The sequence below is a fragment of the Pseudonocardia sp. NPDC049154 genome (genome assembly GCF_040648315.1).
GTDB lineage: Bacteria > Actinomycetota > Actinomycetes > Mycobacteriales > Pseudonocardiaceae > Pseudonocardia.
Window position 1 is genome coordinate 39,705 of sequence record NZ_JBEZDN010000019.1, and the last position, 13,556, is coordinate 53,260.

The 13,556-nt window shown below is 73.8% G+C and carries 13 protein-coding genes; 3 read left to right on the forward strand and 10 right to left on the reverse strand.

The genetic code is table 11. From position 1 onward, the window contains the following. Positions 1-2 precede the first annotated feature (2 nt). Complete coding sequence (locus tag AB0B41_RS12840) at positions 3-1,004, forward strand: LacI family DNA-binding transcriptional regulator (RefSeq protein WP_358202259.1); 1,002 nt, start codon at positions 3-5, stop codon at positions 1,002-1,004. 160 nt (positions 1,005-1,164) lie between these two features. Here the strand turns inward: AB0B41_RS12840 and AB0B41_RS12845 are convergent, their stop codons facing one another. The 3 genes from AB0B41_RS12845 to hppD form a co-directional block, all read right to left on the reverse strand. Next, positions 1,165-2,013 carry a MaoC/PaaZ C-terminal domain-containing protein gene (locus AB0B41_RS12845; protein WP_358202261.1) on the reverse strand — a complete coding sequence of 283 codons (849 nt, stop codon included), beginning with the start codon at positions 2,011-2,013 and terminating at the stop codon, positions 1,165-1,167. Between the two features lie 61 nt (positions 2,014-2,074). After that, positions 2,075-2,449, reverse strand: coding sequence for a maleylpyruvate isomerase N-terminal domain-containing protein (locus AB0B41_RS12850; RefSeq protein ID WP_358202263.1), 375 nt, complete (start codon positions 2,447-2,449; stop codon positions 2,075-2,077). A 125-nt stretch (positions 2,450-2,574) separates the two neighbouring features. Continuing rightward, complete coding sequence (hppD, locus tag AB0B41_RS12855; protein WP_358202265.1) at positions 2,575-3,795, reverse strand: 4-hydroxyphenylpyruvate dioxygenase; 1,221 nt, start codon at positions 3,793-3,795, stop codon at positions 2,575-2,577. 134 nt (positions 3,796-3,929) lie between these two features. On the opposite strand from hppD, the gene AB0B41_RS12860 reads away from it, so the two are divergent. Next, on the forward strand, positions 3,930-4,433 hold the full coding sequence (locus AB0B41_RS12860; RefSeq protein WP_358202267.1) for an Lrp/AsnC family transcriptional regulator: 504 nt from the start codon (positions 3,930-3,932) through the stop codon (positions 4,431-4,433). Between the two features lie 5 nt (positions 4,434-4,438). On the opposite strand, the gene AB0B41_RS12865 is transcribed toward AB0B41_RS12860, so the two are convergent. The 7 genes from AB0B41_RS12865 to AB0B41_RS12895 form a co-directional block, all read right to left on the reverse strand. Continuing rightward, positions 4,439-5,695: an alpha/beta hydrolase gene (locus tag AB0B41_RS12865; protein WP_358202270.1), complete on the reverse strand. Its 1,257-nt coding sequence runs from the start codon at positions 5,693-5,695 to the stop codon at positions 4,439-4,441. Further along, entirely contained in the window at positions 5,692-5,940 is a 249-nt protein-coding gene (locus tag AB0B41_RS12870; protein WP_358202272.1) for a hypothetical protein, read from the reverse strand. The genes AB0B41_RS12865 and AB0B41_RS12870 overlap by 4 nt, the downstream gene beginning before the upstream one ends. After that, positions 5,937-6,569 (reverse strand): VOC family protein, encoded by a 633-nt coding sequence (locus tag AB0B41_RS12875; protein ID WP_358202275.1) that lies wholly within the window; start codon positions 6,567-6,569, stop codon positions 5,937-5,939. Before AB0B41_RS12875 ends, AB0B41_RS12870 begins: the two co-directional genes overlap by 4 nt. A 143-nt stretch (positions 6,570-6,712) precedes the next feature. Then, positions 6,713-7,423 carry a TetR/AcrR family transcriptional regulator gene (locus tag AB0B41_RS12880; protein ID WP_358202277.1) on the reverse strand — a complete coding sequence of 237 codons (711 nt, stop codon included), beginning with the start codon at positions 7,421-7,423 and terminating at the stop codon, positions 6,713-6,715. Continuing rightward, on the reverse strand, positions 7,420-8,181 hold the full coding sequence (locus AB0B41_RS12885) for a maleate cis-trans isomerase (protein WP_358202278.1): 762 nt from the start codon (positions 8,179-8,181) through the stop codon (positions 7,420-7,422). Before AB0B41_RS12885 ends, AB0B41_RS12880 begins: the two co-directional genes overlap by 4 nt. Further along, positions 8,178-9,821 carry an AMP-binding protein gene (locus AB0B41_RS12890; RefSeq protein WP_358202280.1) on the reverse strand — a complete coding sequence of 548 codons (1,644 nt, stop codon included), beginning with the start codon at positions 9,819-9,821 and terminating at the stop codon, positions 8,178-8,180. Before AB0B41_RS12890 ends, AB0B41_RS12885 begins: the two co-directional genes overlap by 4 nt. Beyond that, positions 9,818-11,314 carry an FAD-dependent monooxygenase gene (locus AB0B41_RS12895; RefSeq protein ID WP_358202282.1) on the reverse strand — a complete coding sequence of 499 codons (1,497 nt, stop codon included), beginning with the start codon at positions 11,312-11,314 and terminating at the stop codon, positions 9,818-9,820. Before AB0B41_RS12895 ends, AB0B41_RS12890 begins: the two co-directional genes overlap by 4 nt. A 145-nt stretch (positions 11,315-11,459) precedes the next feature. On the opposite strand from AB0B41_RS12895, the gene AB0B41_RS12900 reads away from it, so the two are divergent. After that, positions 11,460-13,556, forward strand: coding sequence for a hydantoinase/oxoprolinase family protein (locus tag AB0B41_RS12900; RefSeq protein WP_358202285.1), 2,097 nt, complete (start codon positions 11,460-11,462; stop codon positions 13,554-13,556).

Here is a 13,556-nt window from a genome sequence, read left to right on the forward strand (position 1 = left end):
GCATGGATCACAGCGACGGCGCCGGGAGCGGCCCGTCCCGCCCGGTCACGATCTACGACGTGGCCCGCGAGGCCGGGGTCGCGACGTCGACCGCCTCGCGCGCGCTGTCCAACCCCGGCCGGGTGAGCGAGCGGACCCGCGCGCACGTCGAGGAGGTCGCCCGGCGGCTGGGCTACCGGCCGAACCGCATCGCCCAGGCCCTGCCCTCGGGCCGGACGAGGATGCTCGGCCTGGTCGTGCCGGACATCGCCAACCCGCACAACGCTCGGCTGATCCGCGGCGCCGAGGCCCAGGCGGCCGCCGCCGGCTACACCCTGGTGATCGCGGACAGCCAGGAGCAGCCGGAGCTCGAGGCCGCGCACGTGGAACGGCTCGCCCCCTTCGTCGACGGGTTCGTGCTCTCGTCGCGCGTCGACGACGCCGGCCTGCACGGGCTCCGCGACCGGCGCCCGGTCGTGCTGTTCAACCGCACGCTGCCCGAGCTGCCCAGCGTGTGCGTCGACTTCGACGACTCGGGCCGCCAGGTCGTCGAGCACCTGGCGAGCCTCGGCCACCGCACGGTCGCCTACCTGCGCGGACCCGCGACCTCGTGGGCCGACGCGACCCGCCGCGCGGCGCTCGCGGTGCACTGCGCCGGCCACGGGGTCGCCCTGACGCTGCTCGGCCCCTTCCCGCCGACGCTCGAGGCGGGCGCCGCGGCCGCCGACGCCGCCCTCGCCACCGACGCCACGGCCGTGATCGCCTTCAACGACCTGCTCGCGATCGGCGTCCTGCAGCGGCTGGAGCACCGCGGCGTCGCGGTCCCGGACGCGCTCAGCGTGGTGGGCGGCGACGACATCTTCGGCGCGACCTTCTGCCGCCCGCCGCTCACCACCCTCGCCAGTCCCGCAGACCAGGCCGGCCGCACGCTCGTCGACATGCTGACCGGCCGGATCGACGCCACCGAGGTCGTGCTGCCCGCGCCGCTCGTGGCCCGGGACTCGACGGGACCCGTCCGGGGCTAGGCCGTGTCTCCCAAACCGCCACCACCGCTCCCGGCGCCCACGCCGTCCCCGCCGGCGTTGCCGGGCCACCCGAATACGCCCGGTATGAGGGCGGCCCGGCGGCCTTGCCGGGAACGACGTGGATCACCGGGCCCGGCGGCGCCAGGTTGAGAGACACGACCTAGGCCGTCCGCAGCCGGCCGCGGTCGATGACCACCGCGCCGTCGCCCGCCCGCGTGGTGCGGAAGGTGGCGCCGCCGGTCTCGTCCCGCCAGATCGCCACGGTCAGCCGGTCGCCGGGCAGGACGGGCGCGGTGAACCGGCACTCCATGGAGCCGAACCGGGCCGGGTCGCCCCCACAGACGGTGTGCAGCAGGGCCCGGGCGGTGAAGCCGTAGGTGCACATGCCGTGCAGGATCGGCCGGTCGAAGCCGCCGCGGGCGGCGAAGCCCGGGTCGGTGTGCAGCGGGTTGCGGTCCCCGGTCAGCCGGTAGATCAAGGCCTGGCCGGGGCCGGTGGCGTAGTGCACCTCGTGGTCGGGCGGGCCGTCCGGCGCCGGGAGCGCCGCCGAGCCGCCCCGCGGCCCCCCGAACCCGCCCTCGCCGCGGATGAACGCCGAGCCGACGGTCGTCGCGAGCCGGGCGCCGGTGGCCGCGTCGACGGCCTCGCACGTGGTCTCCACCAGGGCTCCGCTGCCCTTGTCGAACACCCCGGTGACCTCGGCGGTGACCCGCACCCGGCCCGCCACCGGGAGCGGGGCGTGCAGCCGCACGGCCTGCTCGGCGTGCACCAGCTTCGTGTGGTCGATGTCGCCGAGGGGCACGGCGCCGACGCGGGTCATGATCGCGGCGTAGGTGGGCAGCACCGCGGTGGTCACGCCCTCGGTGTTGTCCGTGGTGAAGGCCAGCTCGTCGAGCGGGTCGTCCTGGCCGGCGCCGACGGCGAGGGCGTAGAGCAGCACGTCGTCGCGGTCCCAGGAGAACTCGGCGGGCTCGCTGCGGGTGCCGAGCAGGTCGGGGGCCAGAGGCATGGGAATCTCCTTTGATTCAGCTGCCTCAAAGCCTAGGGCGGGAGACTGGCCGCCGGAACCCTCAGGCGAGCCGCGGGGCGAGCAGCTCGACCCCGGGCCCGCTCAGCCCGGTCAGCGCGGCCGGTCGTCCGGCGGCCGCGAGCAGCAGGTCCGCGACCGTGCCGTGCACCGCCGGCCCCTCCCCGCTCGACCACGCCGCGTCCGTCGCGACCAGTTCGAGGCCCGCCACCCGCTTCGGACCGCCGAGGAAGCGGTTCGCCGCGACGTAGACCAGCGACGGCAGCGCGACGACGGACGGGATCGTGGCCCGCGTGGTCGTCGTCAGGTGGGCGACCACCTCACGCACGGTCCACTCGGTGCACAGCGACGGGGTGCGCCAGGCGGCGTCGTCGAGCTCCTCGACGTAGGCGCACAGGTTCAGGCGCTCGGTCCGCACCGCGGAGTCGATCTCACCCGGGATCCGGCGTGGTGGCGTGCATGGCGTCGTCCTCCGAGGTCCGTGATCACGTCGCGTGGAGGACCGTGGAGGCGCACGGAACTCATCGCCGAGCGGCGCCGGGGTCAGAAGTTGCCCCGCCGGGCCTGCTCGCGCTCGATCGCCTCGAACAGCGCCTTGAAGTTGCCCTTCCCGAAGCCCAGCGAGCCGTGGCGCTCGATGAGCTCGAAGAACACCGTCGGGCGGTCGCCGAGGGGCCGGGTGAAGATCTGCAGCAGGTAGCCGTCCTCGTCCCGGTCGACAAGGATCCCGCGGGACTGCAGCTCCCCGATCGGCACGCGGACCTCGCCGATGCGGGCCCGCAGCGCGGGGTCTTCGTAGTACGAGTCGGGGGTCGGGAGGAACTCGATCCCTCTCGCGCGCAACACGTCCACGGTCCGCAGGATGTCGTTCGTCGCCAGCGCCAGGTGCTGGACCCCCGACCCGCCGTAGAAGTCGAGGTACTCGTCGATCTGCGAGCGCTTCCGCCCGACGGCCGGCTCGTTGAGCGGGAACTTCACCCGGTGGTTGCCGCTGGCCACGACCTTGCTCATCAGCGCGGAGTACTCGGTGGCGATGTCCTCCCCCACGAACTCGGCCATGTTCGTGAAGCCCATGATCCGGTTGTAGAAGTCGACCCACTCGTCCATGCGCCCGAGCTCGACGTTGCCGACCACGTGGTCCAGGGCCTGGAACAGCCGCCGCGGCGCGCCCTCGGGCGTCACGTGGGTGGAGGTGCGTGCGACGTAACCGGGCAGGTAGGGGCCGGAGTAGCGGGAGCGGTCGACGAGGGTGTGCCGGGTCTCGCCGTAGGTGGCGATCGCGGCGATGCGGACCGTGCCGTGCTCGTCGGTGACGTCGTGCGGCTCGACGAGGATCGTCGCGCCCTGCGCGCGGGCGTGGGTGATGCAGCGTTCGACGTCCGGCACCTCGAGCGCGATGTCGACGATGCCGTCGCCGTGCCGGCGGTGGTGGTCGAGCAGCGGGCTGTCCGGGTGGACGCCGCCCCGGAACACGAACCGGACGGCGCCGGAGCGCAGGACGTAGGCCTGGTGGTCGCGGTTGCCGGTCTCGGGACCCGAGTACGCGACGAGCTCCATCCCGAACACGACCTGGTAGAAGAGCGCGGCCTGGGTGGCGTTGCCGACCGCCCAGACCACGGCGTCCCAGCCGGTGACGGGGAAGGGATCGCCCTCGCCGTCGTACTCCACGAGGCCGACCAGCTGGCGGAGCTGGTCGAGGTCCAGGTCGGCGAGGCGCTCCTGGCTGGTGAGGGTCTGGCTGGGGAGAGACTGATCGACGGTCACGACGGGCCTCCTCGTGCGGCTCTGCACACGAAGGACACCTCTCCGGCGGATCCCTCGCAACGGAGCCGACCCGAGCTGGCCGTTCCGCCCATCTCGACCGGTCGCGGGGCCCCGCAGCTGTACAGTCCGCCCACATGGAACTCGACGCGCTCGACGTCGACCTGCTCGCCGCCCTGCGCGCGCACACCCGCGTCGGGGTCCTCGAGCTCTCGCGCACCCTGCAGGTCGCCCGCGGCACGGTGCAGGCCCGCCTCGACCGGCTCGAACGCGCCGGCGTGATCACCGGGTACGGCCCGGAGATCGACCTCGCCGCCGCCGGGCACGGCGTGCAGGCCTTCGTCAGCCTGGAGATCGCGCAGGGCGCTCTCGACGACGTCGCCGCCGAGCTGGCCGCCCAGCCCGCCGTCCTCGAGGCCTACGCCACCACCGGCTCGTCCGACGTGCTCTGCCGGCTCGCCGCCTCCTCGCACGAGGACCTCCAGCAGGCGCTGCTCGCGCTCAACCGGTCCCCCTCGGTGGGGCGCTCGACCAGCGTGGTCGTGCTCTCGGTCGTCGTCCCGCCCCGCACGGGCCCGCTGCTGGGGAGCGCCCCGCGCCCCGCCCCACCCCGCGCCCCCGCCTACCGCCGCGAGGACTGATCGACTCAGCCGGGTGGGGCGAGGGCGAAGCGCTTGTCGAGCCAGCCCTCGATCTCGGTGGCGGCGAGCTCGTTGCCCGTCGGTTCACCCTCGGCGATGGCGCCGCCGAAGTGCAGGCCACGCACGGAGGCGACCGTGAGGTCGTCCGACCCGAGGGCGGCGATCATCCGGCGGGTGTCGGACGGGAAGGCGGCCTGGTCGCCGGTGAGTTCCACGAACAGGGCGGGCACGGTGACGCCGGGGGCGCAGCGGACGAAGTCGGCGTTGGTGCTGAGCCCGGACCAGGTCGACAGCCAGGCCTCCGGGGTGGTGAGCCGCCCGAAGCCGACCTGGCCGTAGTTGATCAGATCGGGGCGCCTGCCGAACAGCGAGCCGTAGGGCCGCTCGCTCGGGTCGAGCGAGAGGTCGACGGTGCGGGGGTCGGCGTCCGTGCGGAACACCGTGAGGACCCGCGGGGCCAGCGCACGACGACGGTCCGCCGCGTTCCCGCTGGCCTTGGCGGCGGCGCGCGCCTCGGCCGTGCGGGCCAGGTGCTCCCGCGCCACGGCGTCGATCCGGGCGACGCGGTCGCGCTGCGCCGCCCGGTACCGCTGCAGGAACTCCGTGGAGTACGTCGCGCTCGTCGGCGGCTCGGCAAACCCGTTGCCCGGGGAGAACGGGTCCAGCTCCGGGACGACGGAGAGCGGGTCGGACTCGTCGGCGACGGACGGGTCGATGCAACCCAGCAGGAGCGCGCCCTGGCCCGGGTGCGGGGCCAGGAAGACCGCGCCGTCGGTCCCCGGCATGGTCGCGTCGGCGAGCCTCGTCGGCCGGCCACCGGGGGTGGTCGCGATCCGGTCGCCGGGTGCGAGCGCGGCCTGCTCCAGGTAGAAGGCGTAGAGGGTGCCGCCGCCGGAGTGCCCCAGCACGACGACCGACTCGAAGCCCCGCTCGCGCAGGAAGACCTGGCCCGCGGCGACGTCGAGCAGCGCCTGCTCGTGGACCAGCGTGAGGTCGTTGTTCACCGAGCGGGTGTGCTGGGTCCACACCGCCGCACCTGCCTGCAGCAGCAGCGGGACCAGCGGGTGGTGCGTGACGTCCTGGCGCGGGTGCATGAGGCAGACCACCGTCCGGGCCCCGGGCACCGTGGCCAGCACACCGCGCACGGTCGCCCCGTCGGCGGTGGTCAGCTCGTGCACCGTGGTGACCGTGGAATCCGGCCGCTGCCCCGCCGCCAGGTAGCGGCCCGCGCCCAGGCCCCCGGTCGACGCGGCCCCGCTCACACCGGCTCCACGCGGAGCGCGTCCTTGTCGTGCTGGGTGATCCGGCTGTCCCGGGCCACCCCGCCGACGCAGGAGTACCAGACCGCGTGCCGGCAGCCCGTCGCGCGGCGGTCGATCACGATCGGCCCGGCCGCGCTGATCTCGAAGTACGGTCCGATCTGCCCGACGGTCACGGCGGGGTCCTCGGCGGCGACCTTCGCGACGGCGGTGTGCTCCGGGACGTCGAGCACGTAGAGCGTGGTCACGAGGTCACCGGCTCCCAGTCCGCGGCCCGCTCCACGATCAGCTCGGCCTTGCGCGCGAGCAGCTTGCCGAAGGTCGGCTCGGGCTCGGCGACGACGTCGAGCAGCGCGTCGATCGTGAGGTTCGCGTCGAGGTCCTCCTGCGGCGTGACCGGCCGCATCGCCCTCGTGATCTCGAACATGTAGCCGTTCGGGTCGTGCGTGTAGATCGACTCGATCGTCTCGTGCTGGATCTGCATCTCGACGGGCCAGTCGCTGGCGTCGAGCCGGCGCCGGTACTCCAGCAGGTCCTCCTCGTCGTCCACGTGGATGGCGAGGTGGCGGGAGCGGACGAAGTACTCGGGGACGTCCGCACCGAAGCGGGCGTAGACGTCCCCCCTCTCCCCCTCCGCACCGCCGACCGAGGTCTCGGTGCCGAAGTAGTAGAAGAACGCGATCCGGTCGGAGTTGCCGATGTCGAAGAAGAAGTGGATGAAGTCGGGGTGGTCCTCCGGCCCCCAGCCCGCCGCGCAGATCGAGTGCACGACCGGGAACCCCAGGACGTCCCGGTAGAAGCGCACCGTCGCGGCCGGGTCGAAGGTCGGGAACGCGACGTGGTCGACCCCCTGCACCCGGTGGTCCCGCTCGCTCATCAACAGCCTCCTCGTGTCGGACACCGTCGACGGTACGCGTCTGTCGACGAATGAGTCAACAGTTCGACGCATCTGACGAATGCGGGCTCGGACACAGGAAGGGCCCCTCCACCTGCGGCGGAGGGGCCCGTGGGTCGGCGGGATCAGAGGTCGAGGATGCGTTCCAGGTGGTCGAGGTCCTGGCGCAGCAGCTTCAGGGCGGCGGCCGGCCCCTCGGCCTCGGGAGCCTGGTGGTCGGGGCGGACCAGGGCGGCGACGGCCATGTCCGCCAGCTGGTCAACCACGCCCTCGGCGGTGTCCCTGCCGCCGGGGTGGAACCACCAGGCGACCCAGTTGCACATGCCGAGCACGCCCAGCGCCGCGACCCGGGCGTCGACGGGCCGGAACCGGCCCGCGCGCACGCCGTCGTCGATCACTCCGGCGATGACCTTGAGCACCGCGCGGCGGCTCTCGTCGTAGGCCGCGGTGAGCTCGGCCGGGAGCTCGGCCTCGGAGCGGATGAGCAGCCGGAACCGCGCGGGCTGCGTGGTCCGCCTCCCGACGATCACCTCGACGATCCCGCGCAGCCGTCGTACCGGGTCCTCGTCCCGCTCGACGAGCGCGTTCAGCTCGTCCAGCGGGCCGTTGGTGACCTCGGTGACGAGCTTGGCCAGCAGCTCGTCCTTGCTCTTGACGTAGTAGTAGAGCGCGGGCCGGGTGATGCCGAGGGCGTCGGCGATGTCCTGCAGGCTCGTGCCGGCGAAGCCGCGCTCCGCGAAGAGCCGGGTGGCGTGCTCGTAGAGCTCGTTCTCGACCAGCTCGCGCCGCGCCGTGCCGGCCCGCCCGCCCTTCCGGCCCGCCCCCGGTTCGCTCATGCGCCGATCGTAGGTGCAGGTGGCGCGTGCACGGCCGACCGTTCGACACCGGCGAGCAGCCTTCCCGCCCCCGGAAGCACCGGATCGAGGCCGAGCCCGCGCAGCAGCGCGTACGCCCCGGCGGTGGCCGCGGACAGCACCGGGAGCCCGAACTCCTCCTCGGCGGGCGCGACGAGGTCCAGCGACGGCATCTGCACGCACGCGGAGATCACCAGGGCGTCGGCGCCGGTCAGGTCCAGCCCGCGGGCCGCGCCCAGCACCCGGTCGCCGGGGATGCAGCCGACCTCGGCGTTGTCCCCGACCTCGAGGGCCGCCCAGTCGACGACGGCGAAGCCCTCCGCCTCGAGGTAGGCGACGACCTGCTCGGCCAGGGGCCGCAGGTACGGCGTGACCAGCGCGATCCGCCGCGCGGCCAGCGCCTGCAGCCCCTCGACCAGCGCGCCCGCACTCGACAGGACCACCGCGTCGGGGAGCTGCGCGCGCACCTCCTTCTCGACGCGCCGGTGCTCCCCCGGCCCCTGCGCCATCAGCGCGACGAGGCAGGCGTAGAGCAGGGCGTCGACGCGGGCGTCGGCCAGCTCGTCGACGCACCGCTCGCGCTGCGCGTTCATCGCCCTGAGCTCCTCCGGCGACACCTGGTGCATCCGCATCCGGCTGGAGTGGAAGGAGAACCGCTCGGGGTGCCGGGCGAGCAGCGCCGGGATCTCGGTCTCGACGGTCACGTTGGAGCTGGGGACGACCAGCCCGATCCTTCTCATGAACCCACCTTGGAAGCGATGTCGGCCGCCAGGGCCTTCTTGTCGGTCTTGCCCACGAGCGTCCGCGGGATCTCCGCGAGGTGCTCGATCCGCTCGGGCCACTTGAACTTGGCGACGCCCAGCCCGGCGAAGTGCTCCTGCACCTCGGGCAGGGTCAGCCCCGGCCCGTCGACCACCACGTACGCGCAGGTCCGCTCGCCGAGGCGCGGGTCCGGCATGGGGACCACGGCGGCGCCGGTGATCCGCGGGTGGCGGAGCAGCAGCAGCTCCACCTCCTCGGCGTTGATCTTCTCGCCGCCGCGGTTGATGAGGTCCTTGATCCGGCCCTCGATCGAGACGTACCGCCGCCCCTCGATCTCGACCAGCGCGGCGAGGTCGCCGGTGCGGTAGAAACCGTCGCCCGTGAAGGCGCGGGCGTTGTGCTCCGGGGCGTCGAAGTAGCCGCGCAGGGTGTAGGGCCCGCGGCAGCACAGCTCGCCCACCTCGCCGGGCGGGACCTCGTCCTCCGTACCCGGTTCGACGATCCGCACCTCGTCGTGCGAGGAGAGCGGGGTGCCGACGGTCGTGGCGCGGGCCTCCCGGGGCGCGTCCGGCCGGGTGGTGAGGAAGAGCCCCTCGCCCATCCCGAACAGCTGTCCCGACCAGAGCCCGCGGGCCTCCAGGCCGTCGAACAGGGCGGGCGGGACCTTGCTGCCGGACAGCACGACCTGGGTCACGGCCCCGACGGCCGCGGGGAAGTCCGGGTGCTCGACGGCGCGGTAGTGCCCGTGCCCGAGCAGGACGTGCGTCGCGCCCTCGCGCGCCATCAGCGGCAGGGCCTCGTCGAGGTCGGGGGTGCCGAGAACCAGGCAGGCGCCGACGCTGTGCGGGCCGTGGACCGCGCAGACGATCCCGGCGTTGTGGATGATCGGGATGAGGTGCGCGATGCGGGTGTCGGCGGTCCAGCCCCAGGACCGCGCGTACTCCGCGGCGTTGTACCAGTACTCGGCGTGCAGCCGCGGGATCACCTTGGGCACGCCGGTGGTCCCGCCGGAGAGCTGGAAGGCGGCGACGGCGTCGGGCTCCAGGCCGGCCTGGACCCGCTCGACGAGCGCCCGGGCGGTCCCGGGTTCGACGTCGGCGCCCAGGGCCGCCAACGCCCTGCCGCGCGGGTCGTCGCCGATGACCAGGACGTGCCGCAGGGTCGGGTGCCCGTCCCGCTGCTCCTCGGCGAAGCCGACCAGGTCGAAGCCGCGCGTACCCGCCTCGACCAGGTGCGCGACGGCCCCGACGCGGCGGCTGATCTCGCCGATCTCGTGTCCCCGGTGCGCGGCCAGGGTGGCGACCGGGACCAGCCCGGCCTTCAGCACCCCGTACCAGGCGACGACGGCGTCGAGCCGGTTCGTGACCTGGAACAGCACCGGGTCGCCGGGCCGCAGCCCGAGCCCGGCGAGCCCGGCCGCGAGACGGTCGGTGCGCTCGTCGAGCGCCCGGTAGGTCAGCCGGCCGTCGAGGGCGACGACGGCCTCCCGGTCCGGGTGCGCGAGGGCCACCCGGCGGAACTCGGTGGCGATGGTGGCGGTGCCCCACAGCCCGGCCTCGCGGTAGGCGCGGACGTCGGCCTCGGGGTACGGGACCAGGGGGGCCTGGGCGAGGGTCACGGCGTCTCCTGCGTGTCGGTGAGCACCACCAGGTCGGTGCGGCCGCTGACCAGCCCGGCCGCCAGATCGTCGCGCAGCGCGGCCGGTCCCTCCACCGCCGTCGGCACGCCGGCCTCGAGACCGATCCGCTCGGCCAGGTCCAGCCTGGTCAGCAGGGCCGGGCGATCGGGCGGTCCGGTGAGCCGGACCCCGCCGGTGCCCCGCGCCCGCGCGACGAGCGCGTCCCCGGCCGCGGACCAGGGGTCGTCGAGCGCGCAGTGCAGCGGGACGAGGTCGGCGACGCGGTCGCGGGTCGGCGGGTGGTCGAGGACCCAGGAGGTGATGCCCTCGGGAGTGACGTCGGCGGGCTCGCCGGCGTACTGCTCCAGCGCCGCGCCGACGACGTCCGGGCTGGTCTGCGCGAACCGGTCCAGCGGCACGTTCCCGGCCCGGGACATGTAGGCGACCATGAGCCGTTCCACGGGCAGGTGCAGCCGGGCGGGGAAGGACTCCCACCACAGCTGGCTGCGCCGGGCGAGCTCCTGCAGCCGTTCGACGGCGGGCCGGCGCACCGCCTCGTAGCGGGCGAACGCCGCCGCCCGGTCCGGCTCGGCGCGCAGCGCCTCGACCAGCCCGATCGCATCCTCCATCGCCAGCTTCGTGCCCGAGCCGATGGAGAAGTGCGCGGTGTGCGCGGCGTCGCCCAGCAGCACGGTGTTCCCCGCCGACCAGCGGTCGCAGCGGACGGTGCGGAAGCGCAGCCACCGCGTCCGGTTGCCGATCAACGGCTGCCCGCGCAGCTGCGCGGCGAAGACCTCCTCGAGGTGGCGCAGCGAGGTCTCGTCCGAGGCGTCGAACGGCGTGCTGTCCGTGGTCGCGTCGAACCCGGCCCGCCGCCACGTCTCCTCGTCCGTCTCGATGAGGAACGTGCTGCGGCCGCCGGAGTAGGGGTAGGCGTGGGTGACGAACACCCCGTGCTCGGTCCCGACCGGCGCGAAGACGGCGTCGTCGAGGGCGAAGTCGGTGCCGCACCACAGGTAGAGACCCCGGCCGACCTCGATCCGCCCGCCGAACGGCCCGTTCTCGCGGGTCGCGCTGCTGACGCCGTCCGCGGCGACCACCACGTCCGCGTCGAGCTCCTCGGCGGTCCGGCGCGCGCCGAACTCCAGCGCCACCCCGGCCTTCTCGGCGTGCCGCTGCAGCACGGCGAGCAGCTCGGTGCGCGCGATGCCGATCAGCCGGTCGTTGCGCACCCGGGTCGTGTGCGGGCCGACCTGCATCGTCATGTCGTGCCGCAGGCCCGCGGCGACGAGGTCCCGCAGCGTGTCCGGGTCGGCGGCCTCGAGCTTGCGCTGCGTGCCGGCGGCGAGGCCCACGCCGAAACCGAAGGTGGTGTCGGGCTCGCCCTGCTCGTGCACGACGACCTCGCAGGACGGATCCGCGAGCTTCAGCAGGCGGGCGGCGTAGAGCCCGCCCGGCCCCCCGCCCAGCACCGCGACGCGACGTGGCTGCATCTGCTCCCTCTCCGTACCAGACTCTTTGACTTTGTCGTCGACTATTCGACGACATGGAAGCCAGAGAAGTCAAGGTTGACTACCGTCGGATGTGTTGAATAGTCTACGCATCCGTCAGCCACCCCTGCGCGAAGGAGCGCCAGCCATGGCCTATGTCATCGGCGTGGACGTGGGCGGCACGTTCACCGACGCCGTGCTCGACGACGACGCCGGGACCGTGCTCGCCGCGAAGTCCCCGTCCACCCCGCCGGACTACTCGCAGGGCGTCCTCGACGTCCTGCGGCTGCTGGCCGACCAGCTCGGGAAGAGCCTGCCCGAGATGCTGGCGGACACCCACCACATCGCGCACGGGACGACGTCGTCGCTCAACGCCCTGGTCATGGGCAACGTGCCGCCGGTCGGGTTCCTCACCACCAAGGGCCACCGGGACTCGATCTTCATCATGAACGTGGAGGGCCGGTACCTCGGCCGCTCCCCGCACGAGCTGCAGCACGTCCTCGGGCAGAGCAAGGACCACGCGCTGCTGCCGAAGCGGCACGCCCTCGAGGTGACCGAGCGGATCGACCGGGACGGCACCGTCGTCGTCGGGCTCGACGAGGACGAGGCGCGCGCCGCGATCCGGGCCCTGCTGGCGGACGGGGTGCGCGCGATCGCCGTCTCGCTGCTGTGGTCCTTCCGCAACCCGGTGCACGAGCGCCGGCTGCGCGAGCTGATCGCGGAGGCGGACCCGGAGGTCTTCGTCGCGCTGTCCTCCGAGGTCAGCCCCCGGATCCGGGAGTTCTCCCGCAACGCCACCACGATCATGAGCACGCAGATCGGGCCCGGTCTGCGGGACTACCTCGGCACGCTGGAGTCCTCGCTGCGGGACAACGGTCTCGTCGGCCCGCTGCTCGTCATGCAGTCCAACGGCGGCGCCGTGGCCGCCAAGGAGGCGCCGGCGGCCGCGATCAGCACCGTCGGGTCCGTGCTCACCGGCGGCGTCGTCGGGTCGGTGGCCCTGGGCCGCCAGCTCGGCCACCGCAACATCATCTCCACGGACGTCGGCGGCACGACCTTCCTCGCCGGCCTGGTCGTGGACGGCGAGCCCGTCCGCGACACCACCACGGTGATCAACCACCACCCGATCAACGTCCCCACGCTGCGCGTCGACGCGATCGGCTCCGGCGGCGGCGCCATCGCCTGGCTCGACGCCGGCGGCAATCTGCGGATCGGCCCGCGCAGCGCCCAGGCCGTCCCCGGCCCCGCCTGCTACGGCAACGGCGGCACCGAACCCACCAACACCGACGCGAACCTCGTGCTCGGCATCCTCCCGGAGCGGGGCCTGCTCGGCGGGCGCAAGCCGCTCTCGCTCGACCTCGCCCGGCAGGCCATCGACACGCAGATCGCCAAGCCGCTCGGGCTGACCGTCGAGGAGGCCGCGGCGGCGATCTACACGGTGCAGAACGCGCAGACCGGCGACCTGCTGCGCAAGACCGTCGTCGAGGCCGGGCACGACCCGCGCAACTTCGTGCTCTACGCCTTCGGCGGGGCCGGCCCCGCGCACTGCGCCGGGTACGCCGCCGAGGTGGGCTGCGACGAGGTCGTGGTCCCGCTCGGGCCGGTGGCGAGCGCGTTCTCCGCGTTCGGGCTGGCGTCGTCGGACATCGTGCTGGCGGCCGAGCTCTCCGACCCGACGATCGTGCCCTTCGACCCGGCCCGCGCCGAGCGGAACTTCGCCGACCTGGAGCAGCGGGTCCTCGAGGGGCTCGACCGGCAGGGGGTGCGGTTCGAGACCGTCGAGCTGCACCGCGAGATCGACATGCGGTACACGATGCAGCTCGCCGAGGTCACCGCGCCGGTCGCGAACGGCCCGCTGGACATGACCGCCGTCGAGGCGGCGGCCGGCGCCTTCGAGAAGCGCTACGCCGAGCTGTTCGGCAAGGACGCCGGGTTCCGTGAGGCGGGCATCCAGGCGATCACGTTCCGGGTCAGGGGGGTCGGCGTGCTGCCGTTCAGTCCCGAGCTGCCCTCCGTCCCGCGGGCCGAGGGCCCGGCCGAGCCCGCGACCATGCGCCCGGTCCAGCTCGACGCCCGCCTCGGCTACGTCGGCACCCCCGTCCACGACTACGCCGCGCTGCGGGCGGGCCACGTCCTGACCGGCCCGGCGATCGTCGAGGTGCCGACCACCACGGTCGTCGTCCCGGGCGGGACGACCGGCACCGTCGACCACCTCGGCAACCTCACCATCCGCAGGAGTGCTTGA

Excerpts from the sequence above, each read along its gene's own strand:
- AB0B41_RS12885 (WP_358202278.1), bottom strand. The coding sequence starts at position 8,181 with ATGAGAAGGATCGGGCTGGTCGTCCCCAGCTCCAACGTGACCGTCGAG.
- AB0B41_RS12875 (WP_358202275.1), bottom strand. The coding sequence starts at position 6,569 with ATGAGCGAGCGGGACCACCGGGTGCAGGGGGTCGACCACGTCGCGTTC.
- AB0B41_RS12840 (WP_358202259.1), top strand. The coding sequence starts at position 3 with ATGGATCACAGCGACGGCGCCGGGAGCGGCCCGTCCCGCCCGGTCACG.
- AB0B41_RS12895 (WP_358202282.1), bottom strand. The coding sequence starts at position 11,314 with ATGCAGCCACGTCGCGTCGCGGTGCTGGGCGGGGGGCCGGGCGGGCTC.
- AB0B41_RS12900 (WP_358202285.1), top strand. The coding sequence starts at position 11,460 with ATGGCCTATGTCATCGGCGTGGACGTGGGCGGCACGTTCACCGACGCC.
- AB0B41_RS12860 (WP_358202267.1), top strand. The coding sequence starts at position 3,930 with ATGGAACTCGACGCGCTCGACGTCGACCTGCTCGCCGCCCTGCGCGCG.
- AB0B41_RS12880 (WP_358202277.1), bottom strand. The coding sequence starts at position 7,423 with ATGAGCGAACCGGGGGCGGGCCGGAAGGGCGGGCGGGCCGGCACGGCG.
- AB0B41_RS12845 (WP_358202261.1), bottom strand. The coding sequence starts at position 2,013 with ATGCCTCTGGCCCCCGACCTGCTCGGCACCCGCAGCGAGCCCGCCGAG.